The organism is Novosphingobium sp., assembly GCF_025351285.1.
GTDB lineage: Bacteria > Pseudomonadota > Alphaproteobacteria > Sphingomonadales > Sphingomonadaceae > Novosphingobium.
Genome location: NZ_JANXWG010000105.1, coordinates 70,412 through 83,637, shown reverse-complemented (window position 1 = coordinate 83,637; position 13,226 = coordinate 70,412). Strand labels below are relative to the sequence as shown.

Sequence of the window (13,226 nt, the reverse complement as noted above, 5' to 3'; positions counted from 1 at the left end):
CCAAGATGACCCTGGTGAAACTGCCCGGCGGCGAGACGCTCTGGTACAAGACGACCGGCCCTGCCAGCAGTGGGGGCAAACCGCTGCTCCACCTCCACGGATCGGCCTTCGGGCACCGCAATTTCGGCCGAATGACACCATTGATGGCCGAGCATTTCGAGACGATCGATCTTGATTTGCCCGGCTATGGCGAAAGCACCGGAACCGCACGCCCCGGTGGGATGGACGGTTTTGCCGAGATCATTTACGAATTCATCCGCGCCACGGGGTACGACAAGGTCAACCTCCACGGCACTTCGTTCGGCGCGATGATCGGCTTGACGCTGGCCGCGCGCCATCCCGAAGTGATCGACCGACTGGTGCTGAGCTGCTTCCTCGCGCGCTACGATCTGGCCGCACGGATGATGCGCAAGACCTGGAAACGCGCGGCATTGGACAGCGGAATGACCGCGGTTACCGACCTCACCTCGGTGGCCGGCTTCGCGCGCGAATTTTACGAACGGGCCGACGCAAATGCCCAGTTCGAGGACATGTACGTCGCGTTCGACGCGACCGCGCCCGAAGCCTTTGTTGCGGGCACCGAGACGATCGAACGCACCGACCTCGAACCGCTGCTGCCGCTGGTAACCGGGCCGACGCTGCTGCTGGCGGGTGCCGAGGACAACATGACGCCGTTCAATCCGGCGCCCAGCGGTTGCGGATTTTCGACCATCGCCAAGGTCCTGCCCGATTGCCGGATGGAAGTCCTGCCCGGCTGCGGGCACTATCTGGTGCTTGAACAGCCCGAGCTTGCGACAGAGAGAATCGTGCCATTTATCAACGGGTAATTGGGGGACGAGGTAGCGGCCCCATCGCGCTTTCCCATGCAGCCGCGACGCTCAACAGCGTTCCCTCATCACGTAATCGGCCTGCGAACTGGACCGACAGCGGCAGGCCCATGGCTGACAACCCCGCCATCATCGCCAATGCCGGATGCCCGGTCACGCTGAACGGCGCGCGCGCGTTGAGCATGTAGCTGCGCGCGATCTCGGCGGGATCGTCGATCCGGCACGACGGCTCCATGCTGTTGGCGCAGAGCAGCACGTCGACAGCCGCGAACACCGCCTCGACCGCGGCAAAAACCTCTGACCGGCGCCGCTGCGCGGTCAGGTAATCTTCGGCCGTTGTGAACGCGCCGGGCAGCAGCGCAGCGCGGGTCGTTGCCGCAAAATCCATCGGCCGAGCGCGCAAGTTCGCGGCATGGAGCGCGAAGCCCTCGGCCTGAAGGATGACGCGATTGATCGTCGCGAACAGGTCGAGCGGGGGCAGTTCGACCGGTACGACTTGCGCACCAGCCGCTTCGAGCGCGCTGGCAACCCGATCGAGCGCCGCGGCGGTTTCGGGCTCCGCGATCATGTCGCGATTATGGAAATGGCGCACAAAGCCGATCCGCAGCCCTTTGATCGCACGGTGCAACGCGGTTGCATGGCCCCCCATCGCGCAATGCAAAAGCCTTGCATCGGCTACGCTGCGCGTCAGTACGCCGACATGATCGAGGCTCCACGCCAGCGGGAACACGCCCGCCCTGGACAGCGCCCCCAGCGTCGGTTTGAGCCCGACCACGCCGCACGCCCCCGCCGGATTGCGAACCGATCCTGCGGTGTCGGTGCCGACTGCGCCCGAGACCAGCCCGGCCGCGACTGCTGCACCCGCGCCCGACGATGATCCGCCGGGGTGGTGATCGAAGTTCCACGGATTGCGCGCGGGCGGATAGGGCAGATCGAATGATGGCCCGCCGATCGCGAATTCGTGCGTCGCCAGCTTGCCGACGATCACCGCGCCGCCCGCGCGCAAGGCGGCGACGACTGCGGCATCCTTTGTGGCCGGGCCGCCCGGCATCAGGCGCGAATGGCAGTTGGTCGGCAGTCCGGCGACATCGATCACGTCCTTGATGCCGATCGGCACGCCGTCGAGCGGGCCGCGCGGCTTGCCTGCCGCGAACCTTGCGCCTGCCTCCCTGGCAGCGCGGCGCGCACCCTCACGGTCCAGCCGGATAAACGCGCAAAGCTGCGGGTCGATCGAGTCAATCCGCGCCAGCCGGTGTTCGAGGTGCTCTGTCGGCGTAAACCGCCCCTCGCGGAATGCGCTGGCAAGTTGGCCGATCCCCAGCCAGGCATGATCCTCGCTCATCGCGCCGGGTCCAGCACGAACGGCTCGATCGCGGGATCGGTGCAGACGCCAAGGATCGCGCGTTGCCGGATGACCAGCGCAAACGCTGCGGCTACCGCATCGGGGCAGTGTTCGAGCGCAACGGCAAGGCCTTGCGCCAGCGCGGGCTCGTAAAATCGATCGTCGTCCATCGCCGTGTCATCGGCCACAGCGCCCCACGGTTCAAGCGTCGCAGGCTTGCTGGTTGCTCATGGCGCGTTGCCATGTCGGCAATGGCGATTGCCGCGCGCCCCGCGTAGCGCACAGTGCGAAAGGGACGCCCATGCTCGATGACGAAACCGATTTCGCCGAGATCCGCGAGGCCGTCGCGCGGCTTTGCACCGATTTCCCCGGATCGTACTGGCAGGAGAAGGACCGGGCACGCGCCTACCCGACCGAATTTGTCGATGCCCTGACCCGCGCCGGCTGGCTGTCGGTGCTGGTGCCCGAACAGTACGGCGGGTCAGGCCTCGGGTTGGGCGCAGCAACCGCGATCCTCGAGGAAATCCACCGTTCGGGTTGCAACGGCGGCGCCTGCCATGCGCAGATGTACGTGATGGGCACGCTGCTCAAGCATGGCAGCGAAGACCAGAAAGCCCGCTACCTGCCCGCCGTTGCCAGCGGCGCGTTGCGGCTTCAGGCGTTCGGCGTGACCGAACCGACCAGCGGCACCGACACCACCCGCGTCCGCACTTTCGCGCGGCGTGATGGCGACAGCTACGTGGTTTCGGGCCAGAAAATCTGGATCAGCCGCGCCGAACATTCGGACCTGCTGGTGCTGCTGGTGCGCACCACCCCGCGCGAGGACTGCGCGAAACCGTCCGAGGGCATGAGCGTGCTGCTGGTCGACATGCGCGACGCGGTCGGCAACGGCCTGACCATTCGCCCGATCCGCACAATGCTGAACCACGCGACGACCGAGCTGTTCTTCGACGATCTGGTGGTCCCGGCGGAAAATCTGATCGGCGAAGAGGGCAAGGGCTTTCGCTATATCCTGGATGGCATGAACGCCGAACGCATCCTGATCGCCAGCGAATGTATCGGCGACGGGCGCTTCTTCATCGATCGCGCCAGCGCCTATGCGCGCGATCGATCGGTGTTCGGCCGCCCGATCGGGGCAAACCAGGGCGTGCAGTTTCCGATCGCGCGGGCGCACGTGCAGTTGACCGCGGCGGCGGGCATGGTCGACAAGGCGGCGCGGTTGTTCGATCGCGGGCAGGCTTGCGGGACCGAAGCCAACATGGCCAAGATGCTTGCATCCGAAGCCAGTTGGCAAGCCGCCGACATGTGCGTGCAAACGCATGGCGGGTTCGGCTTCGCGGAGGAATACGACATCGAGCGCAAGTTCCGCGAGACGCGGCTTTACCAGGTCGCCCCGATCTCGACCAACCTGATCCTGAGCCACGTCGCGACACACGCGCTCGGCTTGCCCAAGAGCTTCTGATGGGCGCGTTAGCCAAAGCTCTTGAAGGATTGCTGGTGGTATCGCTCGAACAGGCGGTGGCCGCGCCGCTGGCATCGCTCAAGCTGGCGCAGGCGGGTGCGCGAGTGATCAAGATCGAGCGCGCCGAAGGCGATTTCGCGCGCGGCTATGACGCCGTGGTGCATGGCGAAAGCGCCTATTTCGTCTGGCTCAATCGCGGCAAGCAATCGGTGGCGCTCGACATCAAGCAACCTGCCGATGCCGCGCTGCTGGCCGCGATGATCGCGCGCGCCGACGTGTTCATCCAGAATCTCGCGCCCGATGCGGCCAGGCGCGCGGGGTTCGGATCGGCCGAATTGCGCGCGCGGCACCCTCGCCTGATCACGTGCGATATCTCGGGCTATGGCGAACGCGGGCCGGGCCGCGACATGAAGGTCTACGATTTCCTGATCCAGTGCGAGACCGGGCTCGCCTCGATCACCGGCGGGATCGATGCACCGGGCCGGGTCGGGGTGTCGGTGGCCGATATCGCCTGCGGCATGAATGCGCACGCGGCGATCCTCGAGGCGCTGCTGGCGCGCGCGCGAACTGGCGAAGGCGCGGGGCTGGCGGTGTCGCTGTTCGACGGGATCGCCGACTGGATGGCAGTGCCGCTGCTGCACCACGATTACGCTGGACGCGCGCCGCAACGCGCGGGCCTGCACCACGCCACGATCGCACCTTACGGCGCCTATCCCGTCGCGGGAGGCCGCCAAATCGTCTTGGCCATCCAGAACGAGCGCGAGTGGCAGCGGTTCTGCGCCGATGTGCTGGGCGAGCCGGGCCTGGCCGCCGATCCTCGCTTTTCCGATAACAGCGCGCGGGTACGCAATCGCGGCGCACTTGATGCCGCGATCCATGCCGCGCTGGGCTCGCTCGATGAGGCGCAGGCCAGCACACTTTTGACCAAGGCCGGAATTGCCTGGGCGCATTTCAACCACGTCGCCGACTTGTCCGCCCATCCGCAATTGCGCCGCGTCTTGGTCGAGACCCCAAGCGGCGTGGTGAGCATGCCTGCCGCGCCGGTTGAACGCCACGGGCTCGTTCTGGAGGAAGGCGCGGTGCCGTCCATCGACCAGCACGGCGATGCTATCCGTGCGGAATTCGGGCGCTGAACGACCCGAAGCGACTGGCGAATACCCGGACTTCGGACATTCGCGGGTTACTGGTTGCCTCAGCGCGGCCGCAATCCGAGGGCTGGCCGATGGCCCGGACCCTCTATGACAAGCTGTGGGACGCACATGTCGTTTCCCAATTCGATGATGGCGGCGCGCTGATCTACATCGATCGGCAGTTGCTGCACGAAGTCAGCAGCCCGCAAGCCTTCGCCGCGCTGCGCGAAAACGGCCATGCCTTGCGCCGCGTCGACGCGCACCTGGCGGTGGCCGACCACGCGGTGCCGACCTTGGGCCGCGCGACCGACATCGCCGATCCGCAAGCGCGGGCGCAAGTGGCGCTGCTGGCGGCCAATTGCGCCGAATTCGGCATTCGCAACATCACGCTCGACGATCAGCGGCAGGGGATCGTCCACGTCATCGGGCCCGAACAGGGGTTCACGCTGCCCGGCATCACGCTGGTCTGCGGCGATAGCCACACCGCCACCCATGGCGCGTTCGGGGCGCTCGCTTTCGGGATCGGCACCAGCGAGATCGCCTGCGTGCTGGCCACCCAGACGCTGCGCCAGACGAGGGCGAAAACGCTGCGGATCACGCTGGACGGCACGCCGGGCGCGGGGATCACATCGAAGGACATGATCCTGTCGATCATCGGATCGATCGGCGCGGCGGGCGCGGCCGGTTACGCGATCGAATTTGCCGGGCCGGCGGTGCGCGCGATGTCGATGGAAGCGCGGATGACGCTATCCAACATGACGATCGAGGCTGGCGCGCGGATCGGCCTGATCGCACCCGACGACACCACATTTGCTTATCTCAAAGGGCGGCCGCTGGCGCCGGCGGGAGCCGCGTGGGATGCGGCCAAAACATGGTGGCGCAGGCTGCCGAGCGACGAGGATGCGGTATTCGACCGCGAGATCACCGTCGACACCGCCGAAATCGCACCGCAAGTCAGTTGGGGAACCAGCCCCGATCAGGTCATGCCGGTCACCGGCACCATCCCGCAACCCGCGAGCGAAAGCGAGGCAAAGGCGATCGCCTACATGGGGCTGGAACCCGGAAGCGCGCTGGCGGGCCTGCCGATCGACCACGTGTTCATCGGATCGTGCACCAACGGCCGGATCGAGGACTTGCGAGCGGCGGCCGGGCTGATCGGAGGCGGCTCGGTCGCTGCCGGGGTTCGGGCGCTGGTGGTTCCCGGCTCGGGACTGGTCAAGCGTCAGGCCGAAGCGGAGGGTTTGCACAAAATCTTCCTGCGCGCCGGCTTCGAATGGCGCGATGCCGGATGCTCGCTGTGCGTGGCGATGAACGACGATCGGCTGCCAGCCGGTGCGCGCTGCGCATCGACCTCGAACCGCAACTTCGAAGGCCGGCAGGGGATCGGCGCGCGCACCCACCTTATGAGCCCGGTGATGGCCGCCGCTGCCGCGCTGACCGGCCGGATCACCGACGTGCGAGGCCTGTTGTGACCCCGTTCCGCTCCGTCCGCTCGGTCGCGGTGCCGATGCCCGATGCCAACATCGACACCGACATCATCCTGCCCGCGCGCTTCCTGCTCCAGACCGAGAAGGTGGGGCTGGGCCGACATGCGTTCTACGAGCGCCGCTTCGATCCGGCCGGCAAGGCCATCGGCGGGTTTCCGTTCAACGATCCGCGCTTTGCCGGCGCCGCGATCCTGGTGGCGGGCGACAATTTCGGGTGCGGATCGAGCCGCGAACAGGCCGTCTGGGCGCTGATCGACCTGGGTCTGGCTTGCGTGATCGCGCCCGGCTTCGGCGAGATCTTTGCGGCCAACTGCGCGCGCAACGGCGTGCTGGCAGTAACTTTGCCCAAGGCCGAAGTGGCATCGCTGCTGGCCGACGCCGAGGCAGGCCGGGTGCTCGCCGTCGATCTCGACAGCCAGATCGTGACCGACGGGCGCGGGCGCGAACTGGCCTTCGCGTTTCCCCCGCACAGCCGCGCCGCGCTGCTCAACGGGTGGGACGAACCGACGATGATCCTGGCGACGCAAGGTGATGCGATCGCCGCGTTCGAGGCGAGAAGCCGCGCCGATCAACCCTGGCTGTGGAGCAAAACGAATGGCTGACCAGATGCTGCGCAGCAAACTTGCCGACGGGAAATTCTTCGTCGTGCCCGGCATTCACGACATGATTTCGGCGGTGATCGCCAACAAGGTCGGCTTCGACGTGGTCTATGGCACCGGCTATTGGCTGACCGCATCGGCCTATGGCTTGCCCGACGCCGGAATCGCGACTTACACGCAGATGGTCGACCGCATGGCGACGCTGGTGCGGACGTCGAACGCCACTGTCATCGCCGATGCCGACACCGGCTATGGCGGGCTGCTCAACGTGCACCACACCGTGCGCGGCTACGAGGACGCGGGCGTTGCCGCGATCCAGCTCGAAGACCAGGAATTCCCCAAAAAGTGCGGCCACACACCGTACAAGCGGCTGATCCCGGCCAGCGACATGGCCGAGAAGATCCGCGTCGCCTGCGATGCGCGGCGCAATCCGGATACGGTAATCATCGCGCGCACCGATGCCCGGCAGAGCGAAGGGCTCGACGGCGCGCTGGAACGGGCACGGCTGTATGGCGAGGCCGGCGCCGACGTGCTGTTCGTCGAGGCGCTGACCAGCACCGACGAGATGCGCCAGGCCTGCGCCGCGCTCGACCAGCCGATGATGGCCAACATGGCCAACGGCGGGCTGACTCCGATGTGCAGCGCGAGCGAGCTGGCCCGGATCGGCTACGCGTTCGCGATCTATCCTTCGCTCACCAGCCTGATCTCCGCCGCGTCGATCGAACAGGCGTTGGTCCGGCTCAAACGCGACGGCGATGGCGAACCCGCCGACATGCCGATGTTCAATTTCAAGGAGTTCTGCTCGCTGATCGGCTTTGAAGACGTGTGGGACTTCGAACGCAAGTGGGGCGCGACCGGCGATGTGCAGTCACGGAATCACGCCGACAAGTAGGCATCGAGCGTCTCGTGAAAATGGCGAATGCGGCTTTCCTGATAGCGCGCCAGCGTTACGCCCGGCTTGCGTGAGGCACGCAAGCCCTTTTGGATGCGCATGAGGTTGTCGGTGTCCTGATCGGCCACCATCGCGGCCGAACCAAGCTCGGGCGCATCCGACCAGTTCTGGTCGGGGCCGAGCATCGTCATTTTTGCCGGCGCCGGGTGCGATCCGTCGGGCGCTTTGGAAAACAGGAACATGATCTCCATGATCGAGCTTTCGGGATCGTCGCCATTGGGGCGGAAGCGATAAGTGATCGGCAGGGCCTGGCCGCCCCACGGCACCATGTTGGGGAATAGCGTATATTCGATCAGGTCGAGCGATTCACTGTCTGAAAGCGCGGACATATCGCGCCCGATGCTGCGCGAAATCTTCTCTCGCGCGCGCTCAGCCAGCTTGCCGCGCGCGGTTTCGCCCTCACCCACCACAATCGGCCTGCCCGCGAAGAACGGCACGTCGCGGCGCATTTCCTCGATCGTGCGTTCGGCAGGAATGCCCTTCAGCGACGGTGACGGTACGCCCTGAACGCTTATCATGCGGCTGACGTGGCGCACCTCGGGCCACACATCGTACTGCGTGTTGGTATCGCCGTAATAGCCCATCACTTGCGGGTGCGCGATGCTGACATGGTACGCCTCGACGAAGGCTTCCATCGCCAGCTTCCAGTTGCACGGCATGATCTTGGCGACATGCGCCGCAACATAGCGGTCCTCCAGGTTGAACGACGCGAAGTGTTCGGGCAGGTTTTCGAGATAGCTTTCGAGCGGTTCGCAATCGGGATCGAAATTGACGAACACGAAGCCGCCCCAGATCCCCACTTTGGCTTCGGGCAGGCGCATCGCGTCCTTGTTTACATGCGGGAAATCCCATTGTCCGGGGATGATCGACAGCGTACCATCGAGCTTCCAGGTCCAGCCGTGGAACGGGCAGCGCAACTGGTTGACGCAGCCTCCTTCCGTGCGCAGCATCGTGCCGCGGTGCAGGCACGAATTGACGTAAGCGCGCACTTCGTCGGGCGCGGTGCGGATGACGATGAGCGAATCGTGAACGATGTCATACACGACGTGATCGCCGACGTTGGGGATGTGCTCGACGCGTGCGGCGAGTTGCCAGCATTTGCGCCAGACCTTTTCGACCTCCCGATCGTGCCAGTCCTTTGAAAAGTAGCGTTCGGCCGAGACATCGGCCGAGCTTTGGCCCTGCGCCGGGGATTCTGCACGCAGGACATCCGGTGCCGGATTGATGTCACCGGCGAACACCTCTTGAACCGAAGGTCCGGGGCGGCGGGCCGTAATGTCCATGCGTCTCTCCATTTGCGGCTCTGATGGCGTGCTGCTAGCGGAGATGCCGATGGATCAACTTGCGCACAAGCACCTTATGACGCTGGCACTCGACGTGGACTTCGCGTCGATGCTGGTCATCGGCAGAACCCCGGCCGGGCTGCGCCGCATCGCGCCGGTCACGGGCGGCCACTTTTCGGGCGAGCGGCTTGCGGGCACGGTGCTGCCGGGCGCCGATTGGGTGATCAACCGCCCCGATGGAGTGATGGTCATCGATGTGCGACTGGCCCTGAAAACGCACGACGGTGCCTTGATCTATGCATCGTACCAGGGCCGTTTCCTGGCTGGCCCCGACGCAATGGCACGGTTCGCCAAGGGCGCTTTGCTCGAACGACACGATTATTCGCTGGCCATCGCAGCCAGGTTCGAATGCGGCGATGATCGCTACGCATGGCTGAACAACGTTATCGCGGTCGGCACCGGCGAACAGACCCCGTCCGGGCCCATCTACAAAATCTTCGAAATCGGATAACCGGCCGACTACGGCAGGTTCGCGGTGGAAAACTGAAACCGGGTTTTCCGGGCGCAGTGTTCTTGTCGAGGCAAGCCTGGGGGTCCAAACCCGATCTGACGGTTGACGATCAGCTTGTCGCCCTTCGGGACCTGGCCGTCCTTGATGACGGGCGGCGCGATCAAGGGGCGATGTGGCGGTCGTTCAGCCGGATCGGGCCGGACAGAAGTGGCGCGTCCGCTGCTTCGCTTACTTCGATCCGGTAGCGTCCCGACTTGATTGTCCAGCCCCCTGCGTGCACGTCGTAACCGGCCAAAATCCTTGGCTCGGCAGTGATCCGAACCCGCTGGCTGGCACCGGGAGCGAGATCGACTCGTGCCCACCCGATCAACCGCCTGACCCCGCCGATTACCGCATAGACTTGCGGTGTCGCGATGCCGGCCCGCTGTCCCGAATTTGTCACCACGAAGCTTGCAACGACATTGCGACCGCCTTGCAACGTCAGTGTACCGAACGTGAAGCGGGTGTAGTTGAGCCCGTGCCCGAACGCGAACAGCGGGTGTGCCCGAGTGCGATCGTACCACCGATAGCCCATGTCGGCGCCTTCGGGGTAAGCCGCGTCGAATGGCGGCTGATCCTTGAACAAGTCGTAAATATCCTGCCCGTCCTGCCCTTTGACCAGTGTGCTTCCGGGCAGCCTCGGGTTCGGGGTCTGCGCCAGATTGCGCGGGAAGGTGATCGGCAGGCGGCCCGAGGGGTTGACCGCCCCGGTCAGCAGCCGCGCGATCGCCAGCCCGCCGCGCTGGCCCGGATACCACGCCGCCAGCACCGCGCCCGCCTTGTCGAGCCAGGGCATCGTGACCGGCCCGCCGGTTTCGAGCACCACCACGTTGCGCGGATTGGCCGAGGCAACCGCCTCGATCAGCGCGTCCTGCCGATCGGGCAGCGCCAAATCGGATACGTCCGCGCCTTCGGCGGTGGATTGTTCGGCGAAGACGATCGCGATGTCGGCGGAGTGGGCGGCGGCGGCGGCGCGTGCGGGATCGGTGCCGTCGTCGTACGTCACGGTGGCAGCGGGCAGAAGCTGGCGCAGCGCCGCAAGCGGGGCCGAGGGCGAGTAAAGACGGCGATGGTAGATCGGCTCGCCCGGCATCGCCAACGCCAGCGCCGCGCCGCCGACCGGGTTGACCTGCGACGATCCCCCGCCCTGCAGCACGCCCTTGTCGGCATGGCCGCCGACGACGAGGATGCGCTGCGAGCTCGCGGCGACGGGCAGCAGGTTCTCGCGATTCCTGAGCAGGACGATGCCTTGCTCGGCGATCGCCTGCGCCACGTCGCCGCCCTTGCTGTAGTCGATTTCGGCCTTCGCTTTCACCGGATCGGTGGTCACGCCGAGCGCGTTCATCGTGCGCAGGATGCGCAGCACCGCACGGTCGACATCGGTCACCGACAAGCGCCCATCGGCCAGCGCGTCGCGCAGTTTCTGGCCGAAGTATTGCGGGTCCATGGCAGAGGTGCCCGATTCCTGGTCGAGCCCGGCGCGCAGCGAAGCCGTGCTGTGGACCGCGCCCCAGTCGGACATGACCCAGCCGCGCCAGCCCCAATCACCGCGCAGCACGCGGTTGAGCAGGAACTGGTTCTCGCACGCGTAAACGCCGTTCACGCGGTTGTAGGCGCACATCACCGAGCCCGGTCTGCCGATCTCGATGCCGATCTCGAACGCCAGCAGATCGCTTTCGCGCATCGCCGCTTCGCCAAGATTGCTCGACACCACGGTCCGCCCGGTTTCCTGCGCGTTGAGTGCATAGTGCTTGATCGTCGAGACGATGCCGTTCGATTGCACGCCACGGATGGCGTGGCCGCCCAGCGTGCCGGCGAGCAGCGGATCTTCGCCAAGGTATTCGAAGTTGCGACCGTTGCGCGGTTCGCGCACCAGGTTCATGCCGCCGGCGAGCAGCACGTTGAAGCCCTTGGCTTTGGCTTCGGCGCCCATTGCCGCACCCGCACGCTCGATCAGGCCCGCGTCCCAGGTCGAGGCCATTGCCGCGCCCGAGGGAAACGCGGTCGCAACATCGCCGGCGCGCATCACCGCGCCCAGGTTGGCAACGCCCAGGCTGGCGTCGCTTTCGGCGAGGTAGGGTATGCCCAGCCTGGGGATGCCCGGCACGTAGCCGGCCCCGAGCGTGAGCGTGGCCGGGCGCTGCTCGGGCGGACAACAGGAACGGCATCCGCCCGAGCAGCAGCGTCAGCTTCTCGTCCAGCGTCATGCGCTTAAGCATGGCCGCAGCCCACGCGTCGGCCGTCGCTTCGCAGCCGGCGCAAGCGGGCGGCGCGGCTTGCGCAGTCGTCGCCAGCAGCGCCGCTATGGCGGCCAGCAAGATCGATCGGGCTTGGTTCATCGGTTGTTCTGGCTTCGCGTTGGTTCGGCTTTCAATCGGCCGCAGATTCGGCCCCAGTTTCCGGCCCAGATTCGGGCGCACCCGCTTCGCTGATCGCACCGGGATCGTGTGCGAGCAAGTCGCCGGGCTGGCATTCGAGGACGCGGCAGATTGCTTCCAGCGTCGAAAAGCGGATCGCCTTGGCCTTGCCGGTCTTGAGGATCGACAAGTTGGCAAGCGTGGTATCGACCCGCTCGGCCAGTTCGGTCAGGGTCATGCGCCGCTGGTACAGCAAGTCATCGAGCTTGACGACGATCGCCGTGAAAAATGGCTGATCGCGGTGTCTCGGTGAAAGCCGTGCAGTGCGCTGCCAGTCAATCACGCCTGATCACACAGCGGAACCCGATGTGGCAGGTCGATGTATCGACCGGCTGCGCATAGCGCGCCGACGGTCGATAACGCTGGCAATAGTCTGCTGCGCACAAGTGCGAACCGCCCTTGAGCACTTTGCGCGGCACGCGGATCGGGTCTTTCCTGACGATGCTGCCTCCGCGCGTTCCACCACGCGGGTTGGCGGGAATGCAGCACGATCCGCCGTGCTTTTTCTCCGCCCTGGGCTGGGCGAACCAGTCGTCGGTCCATTCCCACACGTTGCCGATCATGTCGAACAGGCCGAAGCCGTTGGCCGGAAAGCTGCCGACCGGCGACGTGCGCAGCCAGCCGTCGGCGAGGCTGTTGGCGTGGGGAAACGCGCCATGCCAGTAGTTTGCCAGCATTGCGCCGTGCGGGGCCAGTTCGTCACCCCAGGCATAGTCCGCGCCGTCTAGCCCACCCCTCGCGGCGAATTCGAATTCGGCCTCGGTCGGCAAGCGCTTGCCCGCCCACTCCGCATAGGCCAGCGCATCGGCATGGGCGACGTGGACCACCGGATGATCCCCGAGTTCCGCGATCGAGCTGCCCGGCCCCAGCGGCGCGTGCCAGTTGGCGCCGATGCGAAAGTCCCACCAGTAGACCGAAGCAGGGTCGACGGGCCCGTCGGTCGGTTCGAACACCAGCGATCCGGGTTGCGCCAGTTCGGGCAGAAGGCCGGGATAGTCGCGCGGATCGGGCGCAATCTCGGCAACAAACAGGAGCAATTTGCGGCGAAAGCGCAAGACAGCGCCGACCAACATTGCGAATTTAACCACGGCCGAGTGTGATTCGCGATGCGGAGCAATTAGACTCAAGCGACGCTCGCCGACAGCACCCAGTAGCCATTCTCGCCATGCGCAAGCCG

The 13,226-nt window shown here is 65.9% G+C and carries 13 protein-coding genes; 7 read left to right on the top strand and 6 right to left on the bottom strand.

What is annotated here, in order from left to right:
- Positions 1-5 precede the first annotated feature (5 nt).
- Entirely contained in the window at positions 6-827 is an 822-nt protein-coding gene (locus tag Q0R16_RS13475) for an alpha/beta hydrolase (RefSeq protein WP_295636923.1), read from the top strand.
- On the opposite strand, the gene Q0R16_RS13470 is transcribed toward Q0R16_RS13475, so the two are convergent.
- Together Q0R16_RS13470 and Q0R16_RS13465 are read right to left on the bottom strand one after the other, a co-directional pair.
- The gene (locus tag Q0R16_RS13470; protein WP_295636921.1) at positions 817-2,169 is read right to left on the bottom strand and encodes an amidase; all 1,353 of its coding nucleotides are present in this window, start codon (positions 2,167-2,169) and stop codon (positions 817-819) included. The two genes, Q0R16_RS13475 and Q0R16_RS13470, sit on opposite strands and share 11 nt — an antisense overlap.
- Positions 2,166-2,357, bottom strand: coding sequence for a hypothetical protein (locus Q0R16_RS13465; RefSeq protein WP_295636918.1), 192 nt, complete (start codon positions 2,355-2,357; stop codon positions 2,166-2,168). Before Q0R16_RS13465 ends, Q0R16_RS13470 begins: the two co-directional genes overlap by 4 nt.
- A 113-nt stretch (positions 2,358-2,470) precedes the next feature.
- Here Q0R16_RS13465 and Q0R16_RS13460 point away from each other — a divergent pair, with 113 nt between their 5' ends.
- The 5 genes from Q0R16_RS13460 to Q0R16_RS13440 all read left to right on the top strand — a co-directional run bounded on the left by Q0R16_RS13460 (position 2,471) and on the right by Q0R16_RS13440 (position 7,739).
- On the top strand, positions 2,471-3,631 hold the full coding sequence (locus Q0R16_RS13460; protein ID WP_295636915.1) for an acyl-CoA dehydrogenase family protein: 1,161 nt from the start codon (positions 2,471-2,473) through the stop codon (positions 3,629-3,631).
- A complete protein-coding gene (locus Q0R16_RS13455) occupies positions 3,631-4,764 on the top strand; it encodes a CaiB/BaiF CoA-transferase family protein (protein WP_295636912.1) in 1,134 nt (377 codons plus the stop codon). Before Q0R16_RS13460 ends, Q0R16_RS13455 begins: the two co-directional genes overlap by 1 nt.
- Positions 4,765-4,853: 89 nt before the next feature.
- Positions 4,854-6,233, top strand: a complete 1,380-nt coding sequence (leuC, locus tag Q0R16_RS13450; protein WP_295636909.1) for a 3-isopropylmalate dehydratase large subunit — start codon at positions 4,854-4,856, stop codon at positions 6,231-6,233.
- Positions 6,230-6,850, top strand: a complete 621-nt coding sequence (gene leuD, locus Q0R16_RS13445) for a 3-isopropylmalate dehydratase small subunit (protein ID WP_295636906.1) — start codon at positions 6,230-6,232, stop codon at positions 6,848-6,850. Before leuC ends, leuD begins: the two co-directional genes overlap by 4 nt.
- On the top strand, positions 6,843-7,739 hold the full coding sequence (locus tag Q0R16_RS13440) for an isocitrate lyase/PEP mutase family protein (protein WP_295636903.1): 897 nt from the start codon (positions 6,843-6,845) through the stop codon (positions 7,737-7,739). Before leuD ends, Q0R16_RS13440 begins: the two co-directional genes overlap by 8 nt.
- Here the strand turns inward: Q0R16_RS13440 and Q0R16_RS13435 are convergent.
- On the bottom strand, positions 7,724-9,082 hold the full coding sequence (locus Q0R16_RS13435) for an aromatic ring-hydroxylating dioxygenase subunit alpha (protein WP_295636900.1): 1,359 nt from the start codon (positions 9,080-9,082) through the stop codon (positions 7,724-7,726). The genes Q0R16_RS13440 and Q0R16_RS13435 overlap by 16 nt on opposite strands.
- A 76-nt stretch (positions 9,083-9,158) precedes the next feature.
- Between Q0R16_RS13435 and Q0R16_RS13430 the strand changes: the two genes are divergently transcribed.
- Complete coding sequence (locus tag Q0R16_RS13430) at positions 9,159-9,593, top strand: DUF3237 domain-containing protein (RefSeq protein WP_295636897.1); 435 nt, start codon at positions 9,159-9,161, stop codon at positions 9,591-9,593.
- A gap of 160 nt (positions 9,594-9,753) precedes the next feature.
- On the opposite strand, the gene Q0R16_RS13425 is transcribed toward Q0R16_RS13430, so the two are convergent.
- The 3 genes from Q0R16_RS13425 to Q0R16_RS13415 form a co-directional block, all read right to left on the bottom strand.
- Entirely contained in the window at positions 9,754-11,739 is a 1,986-nt protein-coding gene (locus Q0R16_RS13425) for a beta-glucosidase (protein WP_295636894.1), read from the bottom strand.
- A gap of 263 nt (positions 11,740-12,002) precedes the next feature.
- A complete protein-coding gene (locus Q0R16_RS13420) occupies positions 12,003-12,266 on the bottom strand; it encodes a helix-turn-helix transcriptional regulator (protein WP_295636992.1) in 264 nt (87 codons plus the stop codon).
- Between the two features lie 58 nt (positions 12,267-12,324).
- The gene (locus Q0R16_RS13415; protein WP_295636891.1) at positions 12,325-13,086 is read right to left on the bottom strand and encodes an SUMF1/EgtB/PvdO family nonheme iron enzyme; all 762 of its coding nucleotides are present in this window, start codon (positions 13,084-13,086) and stop codon (positions 12,325-12,327) included.
- Positions 13,087-13,226: the final 140 nt, after the last annotated feature.

Coding starts and splice junctions, on each gene's coding strand:
- leuC (WP_295636909.1), top strand. CDS start 4,854: ATGGCCCGGACCCTCTATGACAAGCTGTGGGACGCACATGTCGTTTCC.
- Q0R16_RS13455 (WP_295636912.1), top strand. CDS start 3,631: ATGGGCGCGTTAGCCAAAGCTCTTGAAGGATTGCTGGTGGTATCGCTC.
- Q0R16_RS13435 (WP_295636900.1), bottom strand. CDS start 9,082: ATGGACATTACGGCCCGCCGCCCCGGACCTTCGGTTCAAGAGGTGTTC.
- Q0R16_RS13440 (WP_295636903.1), top strand. CDS start 6,843: ATGGCTGACCAGATGCTGCGCAGCAAACTTGCCGACGGGAAATTCTTC.
- Q0R16_RS13430 (WP_295636897.1), top strand. CDS start 9,159: ATGACGCTGGCACTCGACGTGGACTTCGCGTCGATGCTGGTCATCGGC.
- Q0R16_RS13475 (WP_295636923.1), top strand. CDS start 6: ATGACCCTGGTGAAACTGCCCGGCGGCGAGACGCTCTGGTACAAGACG.
- Q0R16_RS13460 (WP_295636915.1), top strand. CDS start 2,471: ATGCTCGATGACGAAACCGATTTCGCCGAGATCCGCGAGGCCGTCGCG.
- Q0R16_RS13470 (WP_295636921.1), bottom strand. CDS start 2,169: ATGAGCGAGGATCATGCCTGGCTGGGGATCGGCCAACTTGCCAGCGCA.